Source organism: Streptomyces sp. NBC_00443, assembly GCF_036014175.1.
GTDB lineage: Bacteria > Actinomycetota > Actinomycetes > Streptomycetales > Streptomycetaceae > Streptomyces.
The window spans coordinates 324,491-351,089 of sequence record NZ_CP107917.1 but is presented as its reverse complement, the minus strand read 5'-3'; the positions used below and the strand labels follow the sequence as shown (position 1 = coordinate 351,089).

The window sequence follows — 26,599 nt, the reverse complement described above, 5'->3', positions numbered from 1 at the left end:
TGCAACGTCAGTCCGTGCACACAGCATCCGGTTCATGAAGAACCTGATCCGCGCCGGTGCCGCCTTCGCGCTCACCGCTGCCGCCGCATCCGTCAGGGTCACTCCGGCCGCCGCCCATACGTCCACGACGCACCGCATCCCGTTCACCTCTGCCACCGTGACCGCCGACGACGACGGTTCGTACCGCATCGTCTGGGAGGCGCCCGGCGTTCGGAAGGTGACGGTCATGGCCGGCGGGCAGGTCGTCGCGCGTGGCGGTTCGCGAGGTGCTGTCACCGTGCGGGGTCTGGCGCCCCCACCACTGACGCTGGACCAAAGCGCCAAGTAAAGCTCGAAAAGTCTCGGCCGGAGTACCGAATCTTGTTGGCATCACTGCAGGTCAGGGTCGTCGGCCAGTGGCAACCCAAAGGCCTCGTCACAGGCACCCTCAAGGCATGGCTGGACGGCAGGCGAAGCCCATCGAGAACGAACCTGGCACACATCGAGACCTACCATCGGCTTCGCTGCCTGATCCTGGACCTGATCCCGCAGTAGGGCGACCGAATCCTCATCCGCGTTTACGGACGTACGCCTCCAGCTCCGCGGCCCCGGTCAGCATCGCCCGCCCGCGGGCGGACAGCCGGCCGCGCCAGTCGCACAGTGCGGCCTCCAGCGGTTCCAGACCGCCGGCCGCCCGCACCTGGGCGATCAGCGGGGCGATCTGCTCCAGCAGGTAGCCGCCCCGCCTGAGTTGGTGGGCCAGCCGGGCGTCCCGCACGTCGGCCTCGTCGTAGCGGCGGTACCCGGTCTGTGGGTCACGGTGAGGGGCCACCAGCCCGACGCGTTCCCACTTGCGCAGTGTCGCGGGCCGAATGCCGAGTTCCTCAGCCAGCGACCCGATGAACGTGCCGCCGGGCCCGGACACCGCGACCGGCTCGGACCCCTGACCGTGCTCGGCCGCCGTAGTGGGCTCCAGATCGCGGAGGGCGCTCTCCACTGCCTGGAGGGTCCGCCGGTCATCGAGAAGCTGGGCGTGGCTCTCGTCGATGAGACGGAACGCCTCGTCGTCCGCGCCCTGGTTCACCGCCCGCATGATCGACGTCGCTGTCTGGTGGCCGTGGCCGGGCACCAGGGCAAGAAAGGCGCGCAGGGCCCCTGCGTGCACCGGGGTGTAGGTGCGGTAGCCGTGGGGTGTGCGGCCGGCGGCCGGAAGGATGCCGGCCTCTTCGTAGTTCCTGACCGCCTGCGTGGACAGACCGTGCCCGCGCGCCAGATCAACCGGCCGGAGCCGAGCCTCGGTTTGAAGGTTCTGTCCCATGTCCCTGCCGATATCACGAAAAACTTTCAACCGAAGGTTCAACGATACCGTTGAAGGCATGGCGACTCACATCGAGGATTCCATCCATGGCTTCGAGGCTGCGGCCATCATGAGGCTGCTGCCCGCCCGGCCCCGGCTGCTCGCCCTGGGCGAGCCCACCCACGGTGAGGACACGCTGCTCGAACAGCGCAACGCGTTGTTCCGCCAACTCGTCGAGCAGGAGGGCTACCGGACGATCGCGCTCGAGAGCGACTGCATGACGGGCATGGTCGTGGACGACTACGTCACGTCCGGCAGGGGGTCTCTCGATGAGGTCATGAAGCACGGATTCAGCCACGGCTGGGGCGCCCACGCGGCCAACCGCCAGCTCGTGCACTGGATGCGCGCCCACAACGACGGCCGGCCCGCGTCCGAGCAACTCCGCTTCGCCGGTTTCGACGGCCCGCTGGAGATCACCGGCGCCGCGAGCCCCCGCCAGGCCCTCACCGCACTCCACAGCTACCTCGCGGCCCGAGTGGACGCGGATCTGCTCCCCTGCACCGCGGAAACACTGGACCGTCTGCTCGGTACCGACGACCGGTGGACCCACCCCGCCGCGATGATGGACCCGGCCCAGTCCGTGGGACAGTCGGCCGACGCCGGTCAACTGCGCCTGCTCGCCGACGACCTGGTCGCGCTGCTCGACGCCCAGACTCCGCACCTGCTCACGGCGACCTCGCGGGACGACTGGGACCGGGCACGCCTGCACGGACGTACCGCGACCGGCCTGCTGCGCTACCACCACTGGATGGCCGACACCTCACCGGCGCGCATGACCCGGCTGTGCGCACAGCGGGATCTGATGATGTCCCGCAACCTCCTCGCCGTTGCCTCTCGCGGCCCGGCATTCATCCACGCCCACAACTCCCATCTCCAGCGGGAGAAGAGCACGATGCAGATGTGGGAGGGGGCGGTGGAATGGTGGAGCGCCGGTGCGCTGGTGAGCGCCCAACTCGGCGAGGAATACGCCTTCGTGGCCACGACCCTCGGCACGATCCGGCACCAGGGAGTGGACACCCCGCCCCCGGACACCCTCGAAGGGCTCCTGTACGCGCTCCCGGACGACTGCTACATCATCGACGCCCCGCGCCTGGCCACCGCTTTCGGCGAGACGCGGCCCGCGCTCCGCGAATCCCCCTGGTTCGGCTACGCCCCGTTCGACCCGGCCCACTTGGCGGACGCCGACGGCATCGTATTCGTCAAGGACGTCCGGGACGTCCCGCACGGCTGAGGTCAGTTCGTCGAAGCGGGCTCCGTACCCTTCAACGGAGGTGTGTGACGTGGACGCGGTGACATGGCGATACGGCGGTCAGGTCCTGCATGAGCGGGATCGGACCGGCGACGACCCCTGGGAGCAAGTGGACGCGGAAGCTCTCACGCAGGCCGTGCGGGCCCAGGCGGGGCGGCCGGTGGCGGGCATCGACGACATGGCGGCGTATCTCGCCCGCCAGGTGTCGGACGCCGCCCACCGCGAGGTCCTCGGCCCGCTCCTCGACGGTCAGGGGGCCTGCGGTGTCGTCGTGCGGCGCGGCGCGGTTCTGGCCTCGTGGGGCGACCCGACCCGAGCGGAGATGGCCTACAGCGCCACGAAGAGCGTGCTGTCGCTGGTGGCGGGCGTCGCCTTCGACGACGGGGCGTTGCGCCTGGACGAGCCCGTGTCGGAGTCGGTGGACCTGCCCGAGTTCGGCACCGCCCACGGGCGTGCGATCACCTGGCGCCATCTGCTGGGCCAGACCAGCCAGTGGGAGGGCGAGCTGTGGTCCAAGCCGACCTGGGTGGACGCGCAGAGCACCCGCGAGGGCACGGAGTCGGCGGGCGGACCGCCCGGCGCCGGCTGGGCCTACAACGACGTACGGGTGAACCTGACGGCTCTGGCGCTCACGGTCCTGTTCGGCCGTGCCCTGCCGGACGTGCTGCGCGAGCGGGTCATGACGCCGGTCGGCGCCTCCGACGGCTGGTCCTGGCACGGCTACGAGAACTCGGTGGTCGACATCGACGGCACCGAGGTGCCAGTGGTCTCCGGAGGCGCGCACTGGGGTGGCGGCCTGTGGATCAGCGCGCTGGACCTGGCCCGCGTCGGCACGCTGTGTCTGCGCGGCGGGGCATGGAGGGAGCGTCAGGTCCTGTCGCGTCGCTGGATCGAGGAGCTGTGGACTCCCTGCCTGGTCAAGCCCGAATACGGCCTGTCGTGGTGGCTCAACGACCACGGCACGGTATGGCCCCGTGCCCCACGCACGGGCCGCTGCGCCCGCGGCAACGGCGGCAACCACCTGCTGTGGGTGGACCCGGCACGCGACCTGGTGATCGCCTCACGCTGGGGCGCCGAGGTGGAGCGCCTCTTGGCCGAGGTGTCATCCTCGGTGCCGCCCCGTATGTGACGCGAAGGAGGCGCTCCACAGCTCCTCCTCTGCCGCGTCCTCGCCAGTCGGGCCCCCTGTTGCATGTCCCCGCTCGGCGTAAGGACCAGACGCTCCGGGTGCGCCTCGGTGCGGGCTCAAGTCAACTGGAGACCAGTGCAGCAACATAAGGAGCCGCATGGGTGCCCTGCCTTTGAAGAACGGCTACACGACCATCGATCCGCGCCTTGACCGAGTCCCGCAGTTCGACGAGCGCAGCAGGAACTTTCCGATTCGGGCGCTGGTCGCTGAGGGTGCACCGTTGCGCTCTGCCGGATGGGCCTGTCCGAGCTGGCTCGACCAGGGCCGCGAGGGCGCCTGCGTCGGCTTCGCCTGGTCTCATGAGCTCATCGCCACCCCTGTGCAGGTACCCGGCGTGGACGACGGGTTCGCCCGCAAGGTGTACCGGGAAGCACAGCAGCTCGATGAGTTGCCCGGGGAGAACTACGACGGTACGTCGGTGTTGGCGGGCGCCAAGGCGATCGTTGCCCGTGGATACATGGACGAGTACCGCTGGGCGTTCGGTGTCGACGACGTGCTGCGCACTCTCGGCTACTTCGGCCCCATCGTCATCGGCGTGAAGTGGTACGACTCGATGATGGAGCCGGCACCGAACGGACTGCTCGAGGTGTCTGAGGGCGGCGTCGGTGGCCATGCGATCCTCGTCCGCGGCGTCTCGTTCAAGGCGCGTCTGCGCGGACACAGCGGCACGATGCCCGTTGTACGGCTCCGTAACTCATGGGGGCGTGCCTGGGGCGTCGACGGTGACTGCTATCTCCGCGTCGAGGACCTGGAGAAGCTCTTGGCCGATGACGGAGAGGCGTGCGTCCCGGTCACACGTAAGGCCGGCCCGATGATGGCTCCGGAGGCGGACCGTGACCTCCTTCGTGAGACCGGCGAGGTCGACTGAACAGCGCCATCCTCCCGCCGTTCACTGGTCGTTGCTTCTCACCTGCCCGACGAGAGCAACGCGGCGAAGTTTGCGGTCATGGCACTGGCGACGTCCCTCAAGTCCCTCAAGGACGTGGCTCTGAGGCAGCCTGACTGTGGGAGAGCGTGATCCGGCGTCTGGCAATGTCGATGTCCAAGACCTTGACCAGGAGAGTGTCACCGACCTGGATGCCGAGTTGAGGGGTGTCCGGGTTGCCGCCGGCGAGTTCGGAGTTGTGAACCAGCCCCTCCAGGCCGTTCTCCATCTCCTCGATGCGTACGAACACACCGAAGGGCACGAGTCTGGTGACACGACCCGTGATCGTATGGCCGATCTGTCCGATCAGCAGCGGCATCGGATCTTCCTGAAGAGCCTTGAGGGACAACGACACACGTTCGCGGACGGGGTCGATGTCGAGGATTTCGGCGTTGACCTCCTGCCCGACGGAGACGAGGTCAGAGGGGTACTCAATGTGGCGCCACGACAGTTCGGGGATATTGATGATCGCTTCGAAGCCGCCGATGTCCACGAAGGTGACGCCGACGCTCGCGATATGAGTGACCGTGCCCGTGACGATCTCGCCTCGGCGAAGGGTCTTGAGAAAGGCCCAGTTCCGGTCGCTCGGCGTCGGCTCGGTCCGCCATCGGGCCCGGACCACCCCGTCGCTGTCCGGCATGACGGCGGTGAACAGGGGCGCACACTCATCGGCGTACACGGACAGGAGCGCTGCCGCGACGGCGCCGGACATCCGCGCGGCCAACTCCGGGAAGGCGTCTTGGTCGGCGATGGCGTTGTGCATCCGGCCGTCACTGTCCTGCCAGACACCTTCGACGAGGCCCTCGGACGGGAGGGCCCTCAAGACTGCGTCGATATCGGAGGACAGGTCTGGCCACACGGCCAAACGGGCGCGGGGAGCGAGCCCGGCGCGCACCGTGTCGATGGAGTCGAGCGTGAGACGGTGCCATGTTGAGGCGCCTTCCACGGCCGTCTCTTCCAGGAGCCCGGCGCGGCATGCGGCGACCGCCCAGCGCAGGCCGGCCCAGAAGTCGTCGTCGCCGGGTCGCTGGATCTCGTCGCCGTCGGTCTCCATCTCGTAGGGAGAGGAGTCCAGGCGTTCCGGGAACAGCCCCAGGGCGCGGGTTCGTGCCCATGCCTGCTCGCAGGGTTGGACGCTGCTGATGTAGACGCACTGGTCCCATCCCACGTGTACGGCGAACATGCCTTCCTCCTCCAGCCGGCACCAGGCGCCGTTGTCGCGCAACATGGCACGCAGGAGCTCCAGCGCGACGTCGAGCGACACCTGAGCCCCGTCGTGAAAACCGGTCGGGCCGGTGGGAAAGAGTCCGTCCAGCCCGAAGCCGTCCACCGGGGGCTCCACGCCGAAGTGCGCCAGGGAGGGCACCTGCGGTTCACGTACGGCCAGGTGGCCGAGGCCGGTGTCCTTGGCGAAGGCCGCGACAGCCTGGAGATAGGCCGCCTCGACCTCGCCGTGATCGCTGACGGTGTCCTCACTGCCGATGTAATGCCCGTGTTCGTCACGGTCGGAGGGGTCGTACTTGGTGACGCGGTAGACGTAGGGGAGTTGCTGCACCGCTCCATCATCCGGCGCGCTCATGCCACCCTGCCAGCAAATATCCATGCGAGATAAGACGGAGGAGTGGGAGAACTTCGTCAACTGGCCGCCGTGGCGGGGTGGCTGCGGGGTGCACGGGCGAGCCGGACCGAGCGGGCGCGCAGCAGGAACCTCGCGCGTGCGCGCCACCGGCTCCGACCTCTCCACCGAGGTCCTGGGCCAGACGCACGTCGCAGGACTGCCCGGCCGGGTCGCGTATGCCCGCCGGGACATCTAGGCCGAGCCGATACCGCCCTCGCTTACGCCATGTAGCCTCGCCCGCCCTTCCTGGCCGGTCACCGCTCGCGCTCTGCCCCCCTCGGCCACCGACCCCCAGCGGCCAACTTGTCGCGCAGCATCTCGATTTCGGCGGCCGGTGCGGCCATGTCGCACACGGGCCAGGAGCAGTTGGCCGCGTACTCGTCGCTGATCCAGTGCACGCCGTACGTTGTAGCGATGACCGAATCTGTGCCGCCGGGCGGCGCTGTCCTTGATGCGGACGAACTGGATGCCCGGTGGGAGGGTGCCTGGCGGCCGGAACAGGTCGCGGGGCGGTTGGCCGGGGTCAGCGCGCCCTGGTGCATCGCGGCAGGGTGGGCGCTGGATCTGTTCCGTGGGCGGCAGTCTCGGCCCCACAGTGATCTGGAGATCGCGGTGCCCTCGGACGGCTTCATGGAGATTCGGGACCGCTTCCCCGAGTACGTGGTTTGACGCGGTGGGCTCCGGGCGGGGCTGGGCGGGTGCAGGAGCTGAGGTGCTCGCAGCCACGCACCAGACCTGGCTGCGGGACCCGGTGAGCGGTCAGTTCCTGTTCGACGTCTTCCGCGAACCGCACGACGGCGGGACATGGATCTGTCGAAGGGACGAGAGTCTGCGGCTGCCGTACGACGCGATCATCGAGCGGACTGCGGAAGGCATCCCTTATCTGGTGCCGGAACTGGTGCTGTTGTTCAAGGCGAAGGCGGCACGACCCAAGGATCAGGCGGACTTCGTCGGCACCCTGCCGCTGCTGAGCCGGGCGCGGCGCTCTTACCGGGTGGCTGACGCGCGTGCATCCCGGACATCCCTGGCTGGAGAAACTGGCAGGTCGGTGACGCAGGCCCTGCCTGGGCAACGTCACGGACGGGCTGTATGCACGGTGTGGTGGGTGGTCGCGGTCGTCACGATTCCGGAGGGGCGGGCCGGCGCGAGGGGTCGATGACTCCGTACGCCAAGCAGAGACAGCGCAGCAACCGATGCTGCCAGAGTCGGCGCACGGCCTCCCAGGCCATCGGCCTCATCGCGGGAAGCGGGTCAGTGAAGCGGTCACGTCAGGGAACCGAACTGCTCGATCTGGTCGATCTGCTCTGCAGCTTGCCTCAGCTGTCGCGTGGGTCTTCGCCGGTGTGGGAGGCATGCTCGGGCACGTGTGGTGTTGCGCCGTGGCGGCGCTGGCGGCGGCTGTATTCCGTGACCGCGTGCCACAGATCGCGCCGGTCGGTATCGGGCCAAAGGTTCGGAGTGAAGTACAGCTCGGCGTAGGCGGTGTGCCAGGGCAGGAAGTTGGACGTGCGCTGTTCGTTGCCCGTGCGCCAGAGCAGGTCGACGTCGGGCATGTCGGGGTGGGGCAGGTGCTGTGCGAAGTCCTTCTCGCTGATCAGGTCGGGATTGAGCCGACCCCTTGCTGTCGAGCGGGCGAGGGCGGAGGCGGTGCGGGTGATTTCGTCGCGGCCGCCGTAGTTGATGCACATGGTCAGGGTCAGAGCCGTGCGGGTGCGGGTGGTGCGCTCGCGCAGCCGCAGGAGATCGACCAGGTCGGTCGGCAGACGGTCGGAGCCGCCATGCCAGCGCAGGCGGACATCGAGGTCCTGGAACGGGTTGGCACTCACCTCGCTGTGGAGGAGGCCGAGGATCGCGTGGATCTCTTCGGCGTCGCGTTTCCAGTTTTCGGTGGAGAGGGCGTAGAGGGTCAGGTGGCGCAGGCCGATTTCCAGGGCGCCGTAGACCGTCTCGCGTACGGCGGTGGCGCCGGCGCGATGGCCCGCGTGCCGGGGGAGACCGCGTTGCTGGGCCCAGCGGCCGTTGCCGTCCATGATCACGGCAACGTGGGTGGGCATCTGCGTGGCCGGGATCTTCGGGGACTGCTCACCGCTGGGGTGCGATGGCGGCGTACGGAACGCTGATTGCGCGGCTCCCCGGTGACGGCCAGGCGGTCTTCGCTGCACGTCCCCGTTCCGGGGCGGCGGCACGGTCAGCGGGGTCAGGCTCCAGGCCAGGGCAGCGCGGGCCTGGGCGGGCGCGAGGATGCGGGCGCTGGTGAGGAGCGAGGGCCTGGGCGGAGTGCGCAAGACGGTGGGGCCGGCGCTGGTGACGGCGTCGAGCTGGGAGCACAGCAGGCCGGCCATCGTGTGGCAGATGGTGGCGGGAGCGGGGTGCATTCCACGGGTGAGCATGGGCTGGTTCACCCATTGGTGGGCCAGGTCGGTCAGGTGGCTGATCATCTCCGCGACAGCGGGGCTCCAGCGCCGGTGCATCAGATCGTCCGCGGCCCCGGGGTGCTGGTCGAGAACTTCGTCGGGCAGGAGGAGGTCGTGCTGGGCGAGGTCGGCAGACAGGTCGGTGAGGGTGTCGGTGAGCCGGAGGCCGTCCAGGAACTGCTCGTAGATCTCCTGGTTGTCCATGCGCAGGGCCACGGGCACGCCGGCCCGGTCGAACAGGTCACGGAGCAGGTCGAACCAAGGCAGCAAGTTGTCACGTGCCCAGGCTCGCCACGCAGACCAGTCGGGAAAGTGCCGGCCGTGGGCGTCGTCGCGGACCAGGAGCATCGCCCCGTGCAGCCGGGTCAGGTCCAGGCCCCAGCGCAGGGCGGTATCCACCAGGGCGTGACGGATCGGGTCCGTGCTTGTCCCGTCGTCCAGTTCATGGTCCAGTGCTGTGATCCACTCCTCGACCAGGGCGGCCCGCTCAACGGGGGTGGCCGTGCGGTCGTCGGCCAGGTCGTCGATGGCGTTGGCTGCTGCCCACAGTGCCCAGCACGGCGGGCGCAGGGCGGCGGGCACCAGCTGGATCAACGCGTACTGCGCCCGGTCCTGGTCCTTGGTCTGTCGCCGGCACAGCCGGTAGGCCGCCTGCAGCGATGGGTCATGACTCATCACCGCCCGCCCTGACAGGGAGCGATACACGGGCCGCGTGGTGGTCGCGGGCTGTTGCTGTTGCTGTTCGGCTGATGCGGGGTTGGTGGGGGACATACCGCGCACAACGAGAGCACTGCATCCAGGTTCCGCCGGGGCGACAGGCCGTTTCGGCAGGTCAAAGATCTGCCGTGGGCCGTGGGCCGTGGGCCGTGGGCCGTGGGCCTTGGGCCGTGGCCTTGGGCCTTGGGCCGCGGGCTGTGGGCCGTGGGCTGTGGGCCGTGGGCTGTGGGTCACGTGGTGCCGGTACCGAGGCGTGTGCACTGGCTCTGCGGGATCGTCAATCGGTCCGGGTGCGGAGGCTCCGCGTCAGGGTGGGGATCATCACCGCCGCAGGGACGAGGTGGAGCGCGAGGAGGGCGGTGGTGGTGGCGGTGTTCGCCCCGGCGAGGAAGGGTGGGACCAACGAGATCGCGGTCAGCGACACTGCCGTCCACACGAATCGCTCGGCGGGGCGGGCGCTCCAACGAAGAAGGGCGACGCCAATGACGACGCCCACGACCGAGGTGCAGCCCGTCACCACGGCGAACCCGGACAACGGGATCGTCTCGCCACCATCGGGGACCTGGAAGTCGACGCCAACGGCCCGGGCAAGCGCCGCAGCGAGAGTGGTGGCCGCCATCGCCGCGAGCGTGGCAATGAAGCCGGTCCCGGCGAGCCCGCGGAGTCGGTGGGTGTGGCCGGCCCGGCCCGATGCCGGGCCTGCGACGGCCCCGGTGTCATTCATGCCGTTCATGTCGTTCCTCCATCATTCGGTACCTGGCGTACGGGGTGTTGACCGGCATGTGACGGTCCTGGGCCTGGACCTGGGGTGACGACGCGCACCCTCGCCGTGCGACGGCCCGGATTGCGCAGGGCGCGGACGCCGGTGCCGCGGAGCCAGAACCCGGCGTCCCGTCCGAGGACCGGGCCGGGCTCGCCGTCGCGCAGCTCCAGCTGCACCCGCCCGCGGGTGACGACGCCGAACGCGTCGCACCACTCCGCCGCGACCACCGCGACACGCGCGCCACCGCGCAGCACGATCGTCCGCACCGGGACTACTCCGTGCCGTCAGCCGGCAGGCGCTCCGGCAGCCCGAGCCGCGGGAACTGGTCGTCGTGGAACGTGACGATCTCGGTGATCGCCCCACCGGTGACGCGCAGGACGTCGATCGTCAGCGGCAGGTACGCGCCCTCCCGCTTCTGCCAGAGGTAGAAGGCGAGGGCAGGCTGCCGGTTCACGGAGGTGGGGACGGCGCGCAGGCCCTTCATGCCCTCGAAGCCGCTCTCGACCCAGTAGTTCACGACCGTGTCGCGGCCGACGTACAGGCCCGGCGTGGGCGGCATCGAGCTGCGGACGTCGTCCCGCAGCATCGACGCGAGCGCCGGAACGTCCGTGGCCACGCTGGCGTCGGTATAGCGGCGCACCAGCTCGCGCGTCCCGGCGTCCTGCTCGCCGCCGGTCCAGTCCTGCCGCTCGGCAGGCAGGTGCTCCCGCATGGCGGCGCGGGCCCGCTGCAGCGCGCTGTTCACGGAGTTGACGGAGTCCCCGAGGGCCTCCGCGACGTCCTTCGCCGGCCAGCCGAGCACGTCCCGCAGGATCAGCACGGCCCGCGGGCGCGGTGCGAGGTGCTGGACTGCGACCAGGTACGCCAGTTCGATCGTCTCCCGTGCGACGGCGACGGTCTCCGGCTCGTCGGCCTCGCCCGCGGGCAGCTCGTCGAGCAGCCGGTCCGGGTAGGGCTGCAGCCACAGCACCTCGCCGCCGGTCGCGGGCTCCGGGCGGCGCTTGGCCAGCAGGTCCAGGCAGGCGTTGGTGGCGATCCGGTACAGCCAGGCCCGGAACGTCGAACGCCCCTCGAAGGTCTCCCGCCGCCGCCAGGCACGGAGGAACGTCTCCTGCACGGTGTCCTCGGCGTCCTCGAACGACCCCAGCATCCGGTAGCAGTGCACGTGCAGCTCCCGCCGGTGCCGCTCCGCCAGCCCCGAGAACGCCGGCTCGTCGACCTCGCCCAGACCGCTCACGCCCAGCTCCTCCAGCCGCGTCTCCGCACTCATGACGTCATCCTTTCGCCTCGTCGTGTCCCGTCGTACGTGTGACGGGTACGGGCGCGAAAACTCATCAGTGGGGTCGGTCGGCATGGCTGAGCGTTTCTCATCCTTGGCAGGTCGGGTTTCGACGTAGTGGAGAACGAGGATGGCCTGCACCATCGCGGTCGTCCGGGAGGGGCTGCAGCGCGGCTTGGTCAGAATCTTCCAGGTGCTGATTGTGGTGACGGCGCATTCGCCGCGGCAGCGGATCCGGGCGTGGGCCTTGATCACGGCCTTCTGCGGGCGCGACGGCTTCGGGGGTAGCTGTGCAGCTTGAACGAGATACGCACGGAACTGCCGGCACCCAGCCGAGGCGTCCGGCCGCATCCGCGATGGCCCGGTGTTTTCCGGAGTTGTACGGCTTTTGGTCGTGCACGCGGTCGATAGGAATCAGCGTGCCGTCGAGGATGACGTGAGCCAGCAGCTGGATCCTGGTCATCGCCTGGCGCAGGTCGTTGGTCTTCGGAGCCCAGACCGCTGCCGGAGCCAGGCTGCCCTGGCAGGCCGATTCCTCGAACGCCTCGGCGACGACCTCATCCGCTCCGCTGAAAAGCACTGGCGTGACGTGGTTGGTGACGGGGTTGAGAAGCATTCGCCGACGATCCACACATCGACGGAACCAGGCCTGCCCGCTGGCTCCTTCCGCAGGCCATTGCGGCCGACGCCGCCCCGCGCCTGTGGTGGGTACGCTCACCTCTCCCTCTCCCTGTCCGGATTAGGGTCCCTCACGCAGCGCGTGAGGCGGAGTTGAGCCGTTCTTACGGGCCGGTGTCGAGATTGCTTGGCCAGTCCTAGCCCGGATCCATCAGACGACGGATCGACTCGACAAGCAGCAAGCAGCAAGCAGCAACGACCACACCGCTTCGGCCCATTGCCCACAGTCAGCGCCTCGAGATCGAGGATTCGGCCTGCCGAACGTGCAGGTACGGTGCCTACACGGGGCGCTCGTCCAACGCCTTGTCACCGCGAAGAGCGCAGATGTATAACGTTGTAAAAGTCAAGCACCGGGACTCGGCGCAAGGCTCACGGTGACGACACCGTACCCGCACCGACCACCCGAGTCGGGCCGCTTCGAAAGGGAATGCCGTGCGGGTCAGCCTCAAGGACGTCGCCGCCCACGCGGGGGTCTCCATCAAGACCGTCTCCAACGTGGTGAACAACTACCAGCACATCACCCCCGCCATGCGTGAACGCGTCCAGCGGTCCATCGACGCGCTCGGCTACCGGCCCAATCTGGCCGCCCGGCACCTGCGCAAAGGCCGTACGGGCATGATCGCCCTCGCTCTGCCCGAACTAGGCAACCCCTACTTCGCCGAACTCGCCGCTGCCGTCATCGATGCCGCTGCCGCCCACGACTACATCGTGCTGCTGGACCACACCGGGGGACGCCGTGAACAGGAGCTCCTGGTCAGCCAGGGCTTCCGCGCACGTGTCATCGACGGACTCATCCTCAGCCCCATCGAGTTGGAGACCGAAGACCTGCGCGACCGAGCGGAGAACGTCCCGCTGGTGCTGGTCGGCGAGCGGGACTACGACCTGCCGTACGATCACATCGCCGTCGACAACGTCGCCGCGGCCCGCGCCGCCGTCCGGCACCTGGTCGGCCTCGGACGCCGGGAGGTGGCGTTCATCGGCGACCGGCGCGGCCGCAGCGAGCCGGCACAGCTGCGCGTACGCGGCTGGCGCGAGGAACTCACCGCGGCCGGACTACCGGCCGACGACGGGCTCGTGGCCGACACCGACGGCTGGGGACATGCGGACGGTGCGGCGGCCATGACCCGCATCCTCGATGCCGGACGGCGTCCCGACGCGATCTTCGCGTACAACGACCCGATGGCCATCGGCGCGATGCGCGTCCTGCACGAGCGCGGACTGCGAGTCCCCGAGGACATCGCGGTCGTCGGCTTCGACGATGTCGTCGAGGGGCATTTCGGCGCGGTGACGCTCACCTCCGTTTCGCCGGACAAGGAGGCCATCGGCCGACTCGCCGTGGAGTCGGTGCTCGCCCGCCTGGGCGGCGAGGCTCCCGAACCCCGCCGTGTCTGGGCGGACTACCGCCTGGTCGAGCGGGAGAGCACCCTCGGACGTGAGGCGGCGAAGGACGGGTCGGGCGGTACGTCCCAGGCCTGACCCGCCCGTAGTCAAGTACGCCGCGATCCCCGTCAGTTGGTCGACCGACACGGCGGGGTCAATCGACGTGCCGCCCGTCGGGCGAGTTCGGGTGCCGCGGCAGGCGGGTGCGGGCACCACTTCCTCGCCGATTCCCCCGGCCCCCCCACAGCCCCCCGCCCCCCCCCACAGCCCCCCGGCCCCCCCACAGCCCCCCGGCCCCCGCTTCCGCCGCCGGCCCAGCGCGCCGCAGGGCCCCTGCCCAGCACCTCACCAACACCAACAACCCTGGCCGATACGCCAACGTCCACACCGGCGTTCAGACGCTCGTGACCCCTGGCGCCCGCAGGCAGCCACGCCCTGAGCACCTCCCGTCCCGCCCCGCAGTGGCAAAGACCTGGCAGCCCTACGTCCCGAAGCCGTACGGGAGTTGACGCGCGCCGCGAGGCCCGCCCTCGGGCAAGCGCTTCCCCCGCACCCCCCGCCTCCTCGCGATGCACAGGTGTGCGCACAGGGGGTTTACAGCTTCCTTCCAACGATGTAAAAACCTCTTTGCAGCGGGCCCGACAACGTTGCCCGCCGGGGGAGATGCGCCGTTTCTGCTCATGCGTCAGCTCCCAGTTCCCTTTCAGCGTCGCCCGGATCGGGGTCACCATGCAGCGCACCACTCACCGTCCTCGCCTCCTCACCCGCCCCGGGGTCGTGGCCCTGGCCGCCGCGGTCGCCCTGACCGCCGGCGCCTGCGCGAAGTCGGAGGACGACGCGTCGAAGGACACCAAGTCCCCGGCGGCCGCGGGCGCCGAACAGAAGGTCGTCACGCCGAAGCCGGGCAGCAAGTCCTGCGCCATCGACGCCTACGGCGGCGAGAAGCTGGATCTGAAGAACGCGACCGTGGGCTTCTCCCAGTCGGAGAAGGAGGCCAACCCGTTCCGTATCGCCGAGACCCAGTCCATCAAGGACGAGGCGAACAAGCGGGGCGTCAAGTTGCTCACCGCCAACGCCCAGTCGCAGTTCTCCAAGCAGATCAGCGACGTCCAGGACCTGCTGGCCAAGGGCGCCGACCTGCTGGTGATCGCCCCGCTCAACTCCGACGGCTGGGACCCGGTACTGCAGGCTGCCGCCGCCAAGAAGGTCCCGATCGTCACGATCGACCGCAAGATCAACGCCACCGCCTGCAAGGACTATGTCTCCTTCATCGCCTCCGACTTCGTCGAGCAGGGCAGACGGGCCGCCGACCAGATGATCGAGGCGACCGGCGGCAAGGGCGAGGTCGCCATCCTCCTCGGCTCGGCCGGGAACAACGTCACCACCGAGCGCACCAAGGGCTTCAAGGAGCGGATCGCCGAAAAGGCACCGGAGTTGAAGGTCGTGTTCGAGCAGACAGGTGACTTCGCCCGCGAGAAGGGCCAGCAGGTCACCGAGCAGCTCATCCAGTCGAAGCCCGGCATCAAGGGCATCTACGCCGAGAACGACGAGATGGGGCTCGGCGCGGTGGCCGCGCTGAAGGGCGCGGGCAAGAAGGCGGGCGACGTCAAGATCGTGACCGTCGACGGAACCCGCAACGCCGTCCAGGGCATCGTGGACGGCTGGATCAGCGGCGTCATCGAGTCCAACCCCCGGTTCGGCCCACTGGCGTTCCAGACCCTGGACACCTTCACCAAGGGCGAGGAAGTCCCGCAGGACATCATCATCCAGGACAGCGCCTACGACGCGGACAACGCGAACACGGAGATCGGCAAGGCGTACTGATCCCGCGGGGCCCGGGCATCGGCCGGGCCCCAACGCCTCTCCCGCACAACCCTCTTCACGAAATTCTCCACCCCTCTCTCCACCCCTCTCTCCACCTTCTTCTTCCTGGAGGCACAGGTGGCACCCCCCGCCGAAGTCCTCGCCGTCCGCGGACTGAGCAAGACCTTCCCCGGCGTCCGGGCCCTGGACGACGTGGACCTCACCCTGCAGGCCGGTGAGGTCCACGCCCTGATCGGCGAGAACGGCGCCGGCAAGTCGACCCTCATCAAGCTCCTCACCGGCGTGTACCGCCCCGACGCCGGCGAGATCACCTTCCAGGGCCGCAAGGCCTCCTTCGCCACGCCCCTGGAGGCGCAGAAGGCGGGCATCTCGACCATCTACCAAGAGGTCAACCTCATCCCGCTGCTCAGCGTCGCCCGCAACCTCTTCCTGGGCCGGGAACCTCGCAGCCGCTTCGGTGTGCTGGACATCGCCCGCATGAACCGGGAGGCCGAGGAGATCCTGCGCGGACACGGCGTCCGGGTGGACGTCCGCCGGTCGCTGCGCACCCTCGGGGTCGGCGCCCAGCAGATGGTGGCCCTGGCCCGTGCCGTCGCCACCGACGCCCGCGTCGTCATCATGGACGAGCCGACCTCATCCCTCGAACCGCGCGAGGTCGAGACCCTGTTCTCGGTGATCCGGCGGCTTCGCGACGCGGGCATCGCCGTCGTCTACGTCAGCCACCGCCTGGACGAGCTCTACGCCGTGTGCGACACGGTCACCGTGCTCCGTGACGGCCGGCGCGTCCACCACGGCCGCCTGGCCGACCTCGACCGCCTCGCCCTGGTGTCCACGATGCTCGGCCGAGACCTGGGCGAGGTCCGCGAGGAGGGTCTCACCAAGTTCACCGGCGACCACGAGGCGACCGACACCCGACCCGTGCTGGAGGCCAGGGAACTGACGGTGCCGCACAAACTGCATCAGGTGTCCCTGAGCATCCGGCCCGGCGAGGTCGTCGGCCTGGGCGGACTGCTCGGCTCCGGACGCACCGAGACGGCGAAGGCCATCTCGGGTGCCCTGCCCGTCCGTTCGGGCCGTGTCACCGTGGCCGGCGTCCCCCTGCGCGGCGGATCGGCACCGGCCGCCATCCGGGCGGGGGTCAGCCTGCTGCCGGAGGACCGCAAGAGCGAGGGCATCGTCCCCGGACTGTCCGTGCGGGAGAACATCGCGCTTGCTGTCCTGCCTCGCCTCTCCCGCTTCGGCCTCGTCTCCGAGGCCCGCGTCGACAGCGTCGTCGACACCTTCGTCAAGCGGCTGCGCATCAAGGCCTCTTCACCGCACCAGAAGGTCGGCGAACTGTCCGGGGGCAACCAGCAGAAGGTGCTGCTCGCCCGCTGGCTCGCCATGAACCCCAAGGTGCTGCTGCTTGACGAGCCCACGCGCGGCATCGACGTCGGCGCCAAGGCCGAGGTGCAGAAACTCGTGGACGAACTGGCCGCCGACGGCCTGGGCGTCCTGCTCATCTCCTCCGACCTGGAGGAACTGATCGAAGGGTCCGACCGCGTGGTCGTACTGAAGGACGGTGCCGTCGTGGGCGAGTTGTCCGGCGACGACGTCACCGAGGACAAGCTGATGCGCACCATCGCCGGGAACGCCCCAGCGGAGCACATGGCCGAGGAGGCGGCGACCGATGGCTGAAGCCACCCTAGGCACCGCCCCGCTGGACAAGGCCCGCGCACTCCAGTGGCTCCAGACCTACGGCGTCTACGCGGGCGTGGCGGCGCTGATGGTCGTCAACACCGTCATCACCCCGCACTTCCTCTCCGCGGAGAACTTCCGCACCCAGGCCGTCCAGGTCGCCCCCGTCATCATCGTCGCCCTCGGCATGGCCCTGGTCATCGGCACGGAGGGCGTCGACCTGTCCGTAGGTGCCGTGATGGCACTGGCGGCCTCCGTCACCGCGCTCTACCTCGGCTACGGACTCCTGCCCACACTGCTCGTGGTCGCACTGTTCGCCGCCGGGGTCGGACTGGCCAACGGCGCGCTGGTCGCGCTCGTCGGCGTACAACCGATCGTGGCCACCCTGGCCCTCATGGTCGGCGGCCGGGGCCTCGCCCTCGTCCTGCTGCCCCAGCTGGAGGACCTGCGCAATCCTTCCCTGGCCTCCCTTGGTTCCGGCGACATCCTCGGCATCCCGTACCTGATCCTGATCGCCGCGGTCCTGGCCCTCATGGTGTCCTTCGTGGTGCGCCGCACCACCTTCGGCCGCCGGCTCCTCGCCATCGGCGACAGCCGCCCGGCCGCGCAACTCGCCGGGCTGCCGGTACGACGCGTGCTGATCACCGTGTACGTCGTCTGCGCACTGCTCGCCGCCGTCGCGGGGGTGCTGGCGACCGCACGTCTCCAGGCCAGTGACCCGACCTCGCTCGGCAACCTGATGGAGCTCTCGGCGATCACCGCGGTCGTCGTCGGCGGCACCCCGCTGACCGGCGGCCGGGTCAACATCGCCGGCACCGTTGCGGGAGCCGTCCTCATCCAGTTGCTCACCGCCACCCTCATCAAACACGATCTGCCGCCCTCCTGGACCCAGATCGCGCAGGCCATAGTGATCGTCGCCGCGGTCTACGCGGCACGGGGACGGGGGAAGCGATGACCGTCACGAAAGCGAACGCGCCCGTGACCACCGCGAGCAACGAGCCGACGGGGGAGACCGAGCCGGCCGGCTCCGCGCGCTCCGAGCGGCTGAGCGCCCTGATCCAGCAGCACGGCGCGCTGGCCGTCCTGGTGATCGTGTCCGTGGTGGCGTCATTCTCCTTCGACGCCTTCGCGACCGGCGACAACATCGGCAACATGGCGACCAGTTCGACCTTCCTGGCGATCGTCGCCCTCGGCATGACCTTCGTGATCATCACCGGCGGCATCGACCTGTCCGTCGGCTCGCTGTTCGCTCTCGGCGGCGTCCTGGCAGCCTGGGGGTCACGCCACGGCACCCTGGTGGCCCTGCTGCTGCCGCTGGCGGTGTGCGGACTGATCGGCGTCGTCAACGGCCTGCTGGTCGCCCGCTCCCGGCTCGCCCCGTTCATCGTCACGCTGGCCGCCATGCTGGGCGCGCGCGGCCTGCTGCTCGCCATCACGGACGAGGGCGCGGACACCTTCCTGATCGGCGAGGGCTCGTTCCTCGCCGAACTGGGTCAGGGCACCACCCTGGGCCTCGGCAACCCGGTGTGGATCACCCTGGCCCTCTTCGTCGCGGGCGCCGTGGTCCTGCGCCGCACCCGCTTCGGCCAGCACGTCTACGCGGTCGGCGGCAACGAGGACGCGGCGGCCCTGATGGGCGCCCCCGTGGCCCGCACCAAGATCCTCGTCTACACCCTGTCGGGCCTCCTCGCCGGCCTGGCCGGCGCGCTCAACGCCGCCTGGCTCGCCTCCGGCGTGACCATCCTCGGCAACGGCATGGAGCTGGAGGCCATCTCCGCCGTGGTGATCGGCGGGACCCTGCTGACCGGCGGTCTCGGCTACGTCAGCGGTTCCCTGGTCGGCGTGCTGCTGCTGAAGGTCATCCAGAACGTCATCAACCAGATCGGCTCCCTCGACTCCTCCTACCAACAGGTGGTCAGCGGCGCCTTCCTGGCCGTCGTCGTCATCGCCCAGACCTGGCTGGGCCGCAGACGGCAGCTCATGTAGAGCCCCGGACGCGGCAGTCGGGCCACTCTTCCGCCCCGGCTGCCGCGTCCGGTTCCAGACGGCTGCCCCCGGCCACCGCGCGGCCGCTTCTCGCACACGCACGTCTCCCACCCCACTCATCAAGGAGCCACGATGCGTCGAGTACCCGTACGCCGTACGCCGTTCCCCTGGCTGAGACGCAAAGTGCGACGGGCCACCACCGCGCTCGCCGCGTTGGCCCTGCTAAGCGGCACGGCCCTCACGGCCGTCGGCAGCGCGAGCGCCGCGCCGAGGGCCTGGACCCCCAAGCCCGCACCCATGACCACCCCTTGGACGAACCAGGTCCCCACCGACAACCCGCTCCCCGAATACCCCCGCCCCCAGCTGACCCGCCCCGACTGGGCCAATCTCAACGGCATCTGGGACTTCGCCGTCACCCCGGCGGACGCCGGCCGGCCGGCCACCTTCACCGAGCAGATCCGGGTCCCGTTCGCCGCCGAGTCCGCGCTCTCCGGCATCCAGCGCAGGATCACCCAGAACGACAAGCTCTGGTACAAGCGCACCTTCACCGTCCCGTCGAACTGGAACGGCCGCCGCGTTCAGCTCAACTTCGGCGCCAGCGACTGGCGTACGACCGTGTGGGTCAACGGCCGCCAGGCCGGCGCCACCCACAGCGGCGGCTACGACGCCTTCTCCTACGACGTCACCGACCTTCTGAGCGGCGGCACCAACGCGATCGTCGTCTCCGTCTGGGACCCCACCGAGACCGGCAGCCAGGCCGTCGGCAAGCAGCGGATCCGCGACGTCGCCCCGCACCCCGGCGGTGGCATCTTCTACACCGCCGCGTCCGGCATCTGGCAGACCGTGTGGCTCGAACCCACGGCCTCCGCGCACATCACCGGCCTCGACATGGTGCCGGACCTGCCGAACAGCCGCCTGAAGGTCACCGTGCGCGGGAGCGGGACGACGAGCGGCCATCAGGCCCGTATCACCGTCTCCGTCGGCGGCAGCACCGTGGGCACGGCCACGGGCCCGGTCGGCACCGAGTTCACCGTCCCGATCCCGAACCCCCACCTCTGGACTCCCGAGGACCCCTTCCTCTACGACGTGAAGGCCGACCTGCTCTCCGGCGGCACGACCGTCGACTCCATCGGCAGCTACACCGGCATGCGCTCCATCGGCACCGCCCGCGTCGACGGCGTCCTCCGCCCCGTCCTCAACGGCAAGTTCGTCTTCCAGACCGGCACCCTGGACCAGGGTTACTGGCCGGACGGCATCTACACCGCGCCCACCGACGCCGCCCTGCGCCACGACCTTCAGAAGCACAAGGACCTCGGCTTCAACATGGTCCGCAAGCACATCAAGGTCGAGCCACAGCGCTGGTTCTACTGGGCCGACCGGCTCGGACTGCTGGTCTGGCAGGACATGCCGTCCATGGAACACACCCCCGACGCCGCGGCCCGCACCCAGTGGGAGGCCGAGTACGACCGCATCATCGACCAGCACCGCGGCTCACCGTCCCTGGTCATGTGGGTCAACCAGAACGAGGGCTGGGGCCAGTACGACCAGGCCCGCATAGCCGACGAGGTCAAGGCCTACGACCCCTCCCGCCTCGTCGACAACATGAGCGGCGTCAACTGCTGCGGCGCCGTCGACGGCGGCAACGGCGACGTCGTCGACCACCACGTATACGTAGGGCCCGGCACCACGGTGCCCAGCGCCACCCGCGCCGCCGTTCTCGGCGAGTTCGGTGGCCTGGGCTTCAAGGTCGCCGGTCACGAGTGGTACCCCGGCGGCGGCTTCAGCTACGAGGACCAGCCCGACCTCGCCCACCTCAACAACCGTTTCGTGGGCCTCATCGACGCCATCCGCGAGGTACGCATGCCCCGCGGCCTGTCCGCCTCGGTCTACACCGAGATCACCGACGTCGAGAACGAGGCCAACGGCCTGCTCACCTACGACCGCCAGGTGGTCAAGGTCGACGAAGCCCGGGTGAGAGCGGCCAACCGTGCTCTCATCGACGCCTCCCGGGGGCCGACGGCCCCCGTCACCCTGCCCACCGATCAGAACAAGTCGCTGCGGGTGACGACCCCCGGCCACACCGACCGGTTCGTGCGTCACAGGGACGGCGCGGTCTTCACGGAGATCGTGGGCAGCGGCAGCGACGCCATGCTGAAGAACGACGCCACCTGGAAGATCGTCCCCGGACTCGCCAACAGCTCCTGCTACAGCTTCGAGTCGCGGAACTACCCCGGCGACTACCTGCGCCACCGCGAGTACCGCGTCCACAAGGAGTCCGGCAGCGGCGACCTGTTCCGGGCCGACGCCACCTTCTGCCCCGCCCGGGCCGCGAACGGGGGTGTACGCCTCTCCGCCTACAACTTCCCGGAGCAGTACCTGCGCCACTACAACGCCGAGTTGTGGCTCGCCACCCCGGGCGGCACGCACACCTGGGACAACCCCGCCCTCTTCACGGAGGACACCACGTGGACCGTCGAGTCCCCGTGGGCACCGTGACCGGGGCGCTGTGAACGGAGCCGTACCGGCGGCGGCGGGTCAAGGGACGCGCCGCCGCCCCGGCCGTACCCCGACCGTCTCCTCCGGCCTCACCTGGAGCCCCCCATGACTGTCCGAACGACCGGCCTTCTCGCCAAGTCCTGCGCAGTGCTGCTGGCCGGCGGCCTCCTCGCCACGCTCTCTTCGCCCCCGGCCGTCGCCGCACCCGACCACACCACCGCCGAGTCCGGGAACCCCTTCGTCGACGGCTGGTACGCCGACCCCGACACCGTGTACTACGGCGGTCGGTACTGGGTCTTCCCCACGACCTCGAGGGTCTACGCCGAACAGACCTACCTGGACGCCTTCTCCTCCACCGACCTGGTCCACTGGACCAAACACCCCAAGGTGCTGTCCACGCCGGACATCTCCTGGGCCGAGTACGCGCTGTGGGCGCCGGCGCCGGTGGAGCGAGGCGGCAAGTACTACCTCTACTTCGCCGCCAACGACATCCAGAACGACTCCCAGCCCGGTGGCATCGGCGTGGCCGTCGCCGACCGTCCCGAGGGCCCCTACAAGGACGCTCTCGGCAAGCCGCTCATCTCCCGGTTCCACAACGGCGCCCAGCCCATCGACCAGGACGTCTTCATCGACGACGACGGCCAGGCGTACATGTACTACGGCGGCTGGCACCACGCCAACGTCGTCAAGCTCAACCCGGACATGACCAGCCTCGGCACCTTCCCCGACGGCACCACCTACAAGGAGATCACCCCGGAGAACTACACCGAGGGCTCCTTCATGTTCAAACGGAACGGCAAGTACTACTTCATGTGGTCCGAGGGAGGCTGGACCGGCCCGGACTACTCGGTCTCGTACGCCATGTCCGAGTCACCCACCGGTCCCTTCCGGAAGATCGACAAGGTCCTCGCGCAGGATCCCGCCGTCGCCCGCGGCTCCGGCCACAACTCGGTCGTCAACGTCCCGGGCACCGACATCTGGTACATCGTCTACCACCGCCGTCCGCTCGGCGAGACCGACGGCAACCACCGTCAACTCGCCTACGACCGACTGCACTTCAACGCCGACGGGACCATCCGCCGCGTCGAGATGCGAGTGCGGGACAACTTCGCCGACGGCAACGCGCTGGGCTGGAAGACCTACGGCGGGACCTGGTCGGCCAGTGGCGGACGGTACCGGACGGGCCCGTCCCTCGGCGGCAAGGCACTTCTCGACACGAACTTCGCCGACCTCACCTACGACGCCGACGTCACGCCTCAGGCGCGCGCCGGCGACGCCGGCCTGACCTTCAGAGTGACCGGGCCGGGGGTCGGCCCGGACAGCTACTCCGGGTACTACGCGGGCATCAGCTCCGGCGGCAAGGTGGTGCTCGGCCGGGCCGACGGCGGCTGGACACCGCTCGGGAGCCGCGAGTCGGCGATCGCGCCGGGGTCCACGCACCGACTGCGGGTCACTGCCGTCGGCGCCTCGATCAAGGTGTACGTCGACGACATGACGACGCCGAAGATCTCCGTCACCGACAGCACGTACGGCAGCGGCGCCACCGGCGTACGCGTCTTCGGCACCGCGGCCTCCTTCGACAACGTGGCGGTCTCACCCGCGCGGTGACCTGACACGAACGGGCCCCGGCGGGGGGTGGTGTCCCGCCGGGGCCCGTTCGCCGCCGCTTCCGCTACGGCTTCTCGTCCGTGTGGAGCGCGCTCACCTCCTCGGCGGTGAGCGCCTTGTCGTAGGCGTGGACCTCGTCGACCGCGCCGTTCCAGAAGTCGGTGTCATCGCCGCCCCACTGGGCGCGGCCGACGGCCAGGGAACCGGTGCTGGGGTAGGCCGTTCCGCCGGTGGCACTCGCCGCCGACTGTCCGTCGACGTACAGCTCGATCGTGTTGTCGGAGCTGTCGCGGACGCCGACCAGGTGGTACCAGCGGCCCTTCTCCGGGGTGGTCACCAGGCGGGCGCGGCTCTCGCCCGGTGTGCTGAAGGCGAACGCGCCCTGCCCGTACTGGAGGTAGAACGGGCTGGCCTGGCGCCGGGTGTCCTGGCTGACCGCGGTGGCGTAGTTGCCGGGGAGCTCGTCCAGCCGGACCCATGCGGACACCGAGTAGCTTCCGGTGGTGTCGAGCACCGGCCCGTGGGTCTCGGCGTACTGGCCTTGACCGTCGAACTTCAGCGCGCTGCCGCTGACACCGGGTGTCCAGGTGGTGCCCTCGCTGAGCGTCAGGGCCTTGGCGTTCGGGCCGGAGTCCTTCGCCGTGTTTCCGGTGCCGTCGTCGAGGGCCCAGGACCCGCCGCCCTTGAGCGTCTGCCGTTCGCCCGCGGCGGCGCCGGCTGCGATGACCTTGCGGTTGGCCTCATGGACCCTGACCGGGTCGACCTTGATCTCCCGACGGTCGTACGTGTACAGGCCGTTGAGCTCGTTCTCCAGGTCGGAGATCTGGGTGTAGACCGAACCGGACAGCTCGGCGGCGGCCTGGTCGAGATAGAACTTCTCGGTGTTCTCGACGTACTTACGGGTCAGCGCCTCTTTGTCGGCGACACCGCTGTAGATCACCGTCGGGGCGCCCGGCCACATGTGCCCGGGGTGCGCAGGGTGAAGCCACCGTGCTCACCGTCCATCGCGGCCCGCTTGTCGTCGGGGAACGGCGGGTCCTCGTTGTTGTAGTCGTGGTGGTCGATGATGTCGCCCTTGCCTGAATCACCTTTGGAATTGCAGCAGTTGACACCGCTGTGGGCGTTGACGACACGGGACGGGTCGGCCGCCTTCACGGACTCGGCGATCTTGCCGGTCTCCGTGCGGTCCCACTCGCCCCAGCCCTCGTTGAAGACGATCCAGCCGATCACGGAGGGCGCGTTGTGGTGCTCGCGCATCATCTCCCGGCCCTGGTCGACAAAGGCGCGCCGCCCGGTCTCGTTCGTGATGTTGCCGGAGACGAAGTCCTGCCAGACCAGCAGGCCGAGCCGGTCCGCGTGGTAGAACCAGCGCGCGGGCTCCACCTTGATGTGCTTGCGCACGGCGTTGAAGCCGAGTTCCTTGTGCGCCTTCAGATCGAAGGCCAGGGCTTCGTCGCTCGGCGCGGTGTACAGGCCGTCGGGCCAGAAGCCCTGGTCGAGGGTGGCGAGGGAGAAGACCGGTTTGCCGTTGAGCACCAGCTTCCGGAAGCCGCCGACCTTCTCGACGCCTATCTCGCGCATACCGAAGTAGCTGCCGACCTTGTCGGTCGACCTGCCGTCGGTGAGCTTCACGTCGAGGTCGTAGAGGTAGGGGTCGTCCGGGCTCCACAGGTGCTGGTTCGCGACCGGCAGCCGCAGTTGTTCGTTGGCAGGCCCGCTGACCTTGCCGACGACCTTGCCGCGCTTGTCGCGGGCGACGGCTTCGACACGAGCGCCGGTGGAGGCCTTGCCCGATTCCACCGTCACGGCGAGGCTGCTCGTGTCGATGTCGGGGGTGGCGACAACGTTATCGATCGCGGCGGTTGCGACCGGCTCCATCCAGACGGTCTGCCAGATGCCCGACGACTGGGTGTAGAAGATGCCGCCCGGGTTGGTGGACTGCTTGCCCATCGGCTGGTCGGCGCCCCCGGTGTCGGTGACCGCGACCACGACCTCCTGCGGCCCGGTGCCCTTCAGCGCGTCGGTGACGTCGGCGCTGAAGGCGTCGTAGCCACCGGTGTGTTCGGCGACCTTCGTGCCGTTGACGAAGACGCGGGCCTGGTAGTCCACGGCCCCGAAGTTGAGTTTCAGCCGGTTGCCCTTGCCGTTCTTACCGACTTTCCAGTCCTTGGGGACGTTGACCAGCCTGCGGTAGAACATGTGGTCCTCGTGCCGCTCAAGACCGGAGAGTTGTGACTCCACCGGGTACGGCACGACGATCTTCTCGTCGAGGTCCTTGCCGAACACCGGCTGCTCGCCCGCCTGGGCGCCGCTGAACTGCCAAGGGCCGTTGAGGTTCTTCCACTTGGAGCGGACCTGCTGCGGACGCGGGTACTCCGGCAGCGGGTTCTTCGCGTCGACCTTGTCGCCCCACTTGGTGGTGAGCCGGTGGGTGGAGGCGTTGTCGGCGTAGCGGATGACCTTCGGTACGGTCTCGCCGCCGGATGTCAGGCCGCCTTCGCCGTCGTAGGTGACCCGTACCTGCTGGTTCTTCTGGATGGGTTCGGTGAGCGTCACGAGCAGGGAGTTGCGGTCCCCGGGAGCGGCGGTGACCGACTTCAGGGGCATGGCCGTGGTGTCGGCCTCGATCTTCAAGTGGTCCTTGACCGCCCGGAGATCACCGACCCGGCCCTCGAACCGGGCCCGCAGACGGCGTCCGTCCGCGGCGACGGACAGCTCCACCGGGTAGACCTCGAAGCCCTCGGGCGGAGTGAACGCCGACATCGGCACGAGCTGCTTGGACAGGCCCGGGCCGGCCCAGCGCAGGAACATGTTGGAGCCGCCGAGGTCCTGGAACATCTCCAGGCGGAAGTCGTGCTTCTCGCCGGCGGTGAGCCGGGTCGCGGAGCTGGTCTGCTCCTTGTCCCAGTCCGGCTCCCAGTGGTCGATGACCGGCTCGCCGTCGATGTAGAGCCGGAAGCCGTTGTCGCCGGTGGCGTAGAAGGTGTAGTCGCCGGTGGCCGGTGCCTCGATCTGGCCCGTCCAACGGGCGGTCGTGTGCTCCGTCTTGCCGGTGAGCTCCTGGAAGGTGCTGGTCAGGCCCGAGAAGTTGATCTGCGGGTCGAGCAGCGTGCCACCGAGCTCGGCGAAGTCCCGTGCGCCGGGGGCCGACATGCTGAAGTACTCGCCCTTCAGGCCGTGTACCTCGACGTCGGCTGCTTCGGTGGAGAGCACTGAGGCGCTGCTGGTCGGCTCAACTGCCGACGCGGTGGCGGCCAGACCGCTCGGGGGCACAACGAGAGCGGCCGTGGCCAGCAGCGCCCACAGTCTGGTCCGTGGGCGGATGTGTTGTCTTGTCATCGAACCTTTCCTCGCACAGAGGCCGCGGACCGGGGCCGGTCATCTGGAAGACCGGGCCGGCAGGAATGGCGGAAGGCCGGAACGGACGCGGTCGGGTGGCTCTTTCAACGTTGGAAATCCT

17 protein-coding genes and 3 pseudogenes are annotated in these 26,599 nt (G+C 69.3%); 12 read left to right on the top strand and 8 right to left on the bottom strand.

Translation table 11 applies throughout. The annotated features are described in order from the left end of the window. Nucleotides 1-34 precede the first annotated feature (34 nt). On the top strand, nucleotides 35-328 hold the full coding sequence (locus OHO27_RS01650; RefSeq protein ID WP_328419562.1) for a hypothetical protein: 294 nt from the start codon (nucleotides 35-37) through the stop codon (nucleotides 326-328). A gap of 219 nt (nucleotides 329-547) precedes the next feature. Here OHO27_RS01650 and OHO27_RS01645 read toward each other — a convergent pair whose 3' ends face one another. Next, on the bottom strand, nucleotides 548-1,297 hold the full coding sequence (locus OHO27_RS01645) for a TioE family transcriptional regulator (protein ID WP_328419560.1): 750 nt from the start codon (nucleotides 1,295-1,297) through the stop codon (nucleotides 548-550). A 58-nt stretch (nucleotides 1,298-1,355) separates the two neighbouring features. On the opposite strand from OHO27_RS01645, the gene OHO27_RS01640 reads away from it, so the two are divergent. The 3 genes from OHO27_RS01640 to OHO27_RS01630 all read left to right on the top strand — a co-directional run bounded on the left by OHO27_RS01640 (nucleotide 1,356) and on the right by OHO27_RS01630 (nucleotide 4,642). Further along, nucleotides 1,356-2,567, top strand: a complete 1,212-nt coding sequence (locus OHO27_RS01640) for an erythromycin esterase family protein (RefSeq protein ID WP_328419558.1) — start codon at nucleotides 1,356-1,358, stop codon at nucleotides 2,565-2,567. Between the two features lie 49 nt (nucleotides 2,568-2,616). Next, the gene (locus OHO27_RS01635; protein ID WP_328419556.1) at nucleotides 2,617-3,714 is read left to right on the top strand and encodes a serine hydrolase domain-containing protein; all 1,098 of its coding nucleotides are present in this window, start codon (nucleotides 2,617-2,619) and stop codon (nucleotides 3,712-3,714) included. A 157-nt stretch (nucleotides 3,715-3,871) separates the two neighbouring features. Then, nucleotides 3,872-4,642, top strand: a complete 771-nt coding sequence (locus OHO27_RS01630; RefSeq protein WP_328419554.1) for a hypothetical protein — start codon at nucleotides 3,872-3,874, stop codon at nucleotides 4,640-4,642. Nucleotides 4,643-4,748: 106 nt separating this feature from the next. Here OHO27_RS01630 and OHO27_RS01625 read toward each other — a convergent pair whose 3' ends face one another. After that, the gene (locus OHO27_RS01625; protein ID WP_328419552.1) at nucleotides 4,749-6,338 is read right to left on the bottom strand and encodes a S1 RNA-binding domain-containing protein; all 1,590 of its coding nucleotides are present in this window, start codon (nucleotides 6,336-6,338) and stop codon (nucleotides 4,749-4,751) included. 393 nt (nucleotides 6,339-6,731) lie between these two features. Here OHO27_RS01625 and OHO27_RS01620 point away from each other — a divergent pair. After that, nucleotides 6,732-7,369, top strand: a pseudogene (locus OHO27_RS01620) (nucleotidyltransferase domain-containing protein). 264 nt (nucleotides 7,370-7,633) lie between these two features. Here the strand turns inward: OHO27_RS01620 and uppS are convergent. The 5 genes and pseudogenes from uppS to OHO27_RS01595 all read right to left on the bottom strand — a co-directional run. Then, complete coding sequence (uppS, locus tag OHO27_RS01615) at nucleotides 7,634-9,406, bottom strand: polyprenyl diphosphate synthase (protein WP_328419550.1); 1,773 nt, start codon at nucleotides 9,404-9,406, stop codon at nucleotides 7,634-7,636. Nucleotides 9,407-9,725: 319 nt separating this feature from the next. Beyond that, nucleotides 9,726-10,181 carry a DUF6069 family protein gene (locus tag OHO27_RS01610; protein ID WP_328419549.1) on the bottom strand — a complete coding sequence of 152 codons (456 nt, stop codon included), beginning with the start codon at nucleotides 10,179-10,181 and terminating at the stop codon, nucleotides 9,726-9,728. Next, complete coding sequence (locus tag OHO27_RS01605) at nucleotides 10,178-10,477, bottom strand: hypothetical protein (protein ID WP_328419548.1); 300 nt, start codon at nucleotides 10,475-10,477, stop codon at nucleotides 10,178-10,180. The genes OHO27_RS01610 and OHO27_RS01605 overlap by 4 nt, the downstream gene beginning before the upstream one ends. Nucleotides 10,478-10,482: 5 nt before the next feature. Further along, nucleotides 10,483-11,481, bottom strand: coding sequence for an RNA polymerase subunit sigma-70 (locus OHO27_RS01600; RefSeq protein ID WP_328430317.1), 999 nt, complete (start codon nucleotides 11,479-11,481; stop codon nucleotides 10,483-10,485). Between the two features lie 111 nt (nucleotides 11,482-11,592). After that, nucleotides 11,593-11,983, bottom strand: a pseudogene (locus OHO27_RS01595) (IS5/IS1182 family transposase); the annotation flags it as partial. Between the two features lie 617 nt (nucleotides 11,984-12,600). On the opposite strand from OHO27_RS01595, the gene OHO27_RS01590 reads away from it, so the two are divergent. From OHO27_RS01590 to OHO27_RS01560, 7 genes are all read left to right on the top strand, one after another. Further along, nucleotides 12,601-13,644, top strand: a complete 1,044-nt coding sequence (locus OHO27_RS01590) for a LacI family DNA-binding transcriptional regulator (RefSeq protein WP_328419546.1) — start codon at nucleotides 12,601-12,603, stop codon at nucleotides 13,642-13,644. 633 nt (nucleotides 13,645-14,277) lie between these two features. Next, the gene (locus OHO27_RS01585; protein WP_328419544.1) at nucleotides 14,278-15,372 is read left to right on the top strand and encodes an ABC transporter substrate-binding protein; all 1,095 of its coding nucleotides are present in this window, start codon (nucleotides 14,278-14,280) and stop codon (nucleotides 15,370-15,372) included. A gap of 117 nt (nucleotides 15,373-15,489) precedes the next feature. Beyond that, complete coding sequence (locus OHO27_RS01580; protein ID WP_328419542.1) at nucleotides 15,490-17,049, top strand: sugar ABC transporter ATP-binding protein; 1,560 nt, start codon at nucleotides 15,490-15,492, stop codon at nucleotides 17,047-17,049. Beyond that, nucleotides 17,042-18,004 carry an ABC transporter permease gene (locus OHO27_RS01575; protein ID WP_328419540.1) on the top strand — a complete coding sequence of 321 codons (963 nt, stop codon included), beginning with the start codon at nucleotides 17,042-17,044 and terminating at the stop codon, nucleotides 18,002-18,004. The genes OHO27_RS01580 and OHO27_RS01575 overlap by 8 nt, the downstream gene beginning before the upstream one ends. Beyond that, complete coding sequence (locus OHO27_RS01570) at nucleotides 18,001-19,035, top strand: ABC transporter permease (RefSeq protein ID WP_328419538.1); 1,035 nt, start codon at nucleotides 18,001-18,003, stop codon at nucleotides 19,033-19,035. Before OHO27_RS01575 ends, OHO27_RS01570 begins: the two co-directional genes overlap by 4 nt. Nucleotides 19,036-19,167: 132 nt before the next feature. Continuing rightward, nucleotides 19,168-21,531 (top strand): AbfB domain-containing protein, encoded by a 2,364-nt coding sequence (locus OHO27_RS01565; RefSeq protein WP_328419536.1) that lies wholly within the window; start codon nucleotides 19,168-19,170, stop codon nucleotides 21,529-21,531. A 105-nt stretch (nucleotides 21,532-21,636) separates the two neighbouring features. Continuing rightward, nucleotides 21,637-23,139, top strand: coding sequence for a glycoside hydrolase family 43 protein (locus tag OHO27_RS01560; RefSeq protein ID WP_328419534.1), 1,503 nt, complete (start codon nucleotides 21,637-21,639; stop codon nucleotides 23,137-23,139). 64 nt (nucleotides 23,140-23,203) lie between these two features. Here the strand turns inward: OHO27_RS01560 and OHO27_RS01555 are convergent. Further along, a pseudogene (locus OHO27_RS01555) lies at nucleotides 23,204-26,478 on the bottom strand (LamG-like jellyroll fold domain-containing protein). Nucleotides 26,479-26,599: the final 121 nt, after the last annotated feature.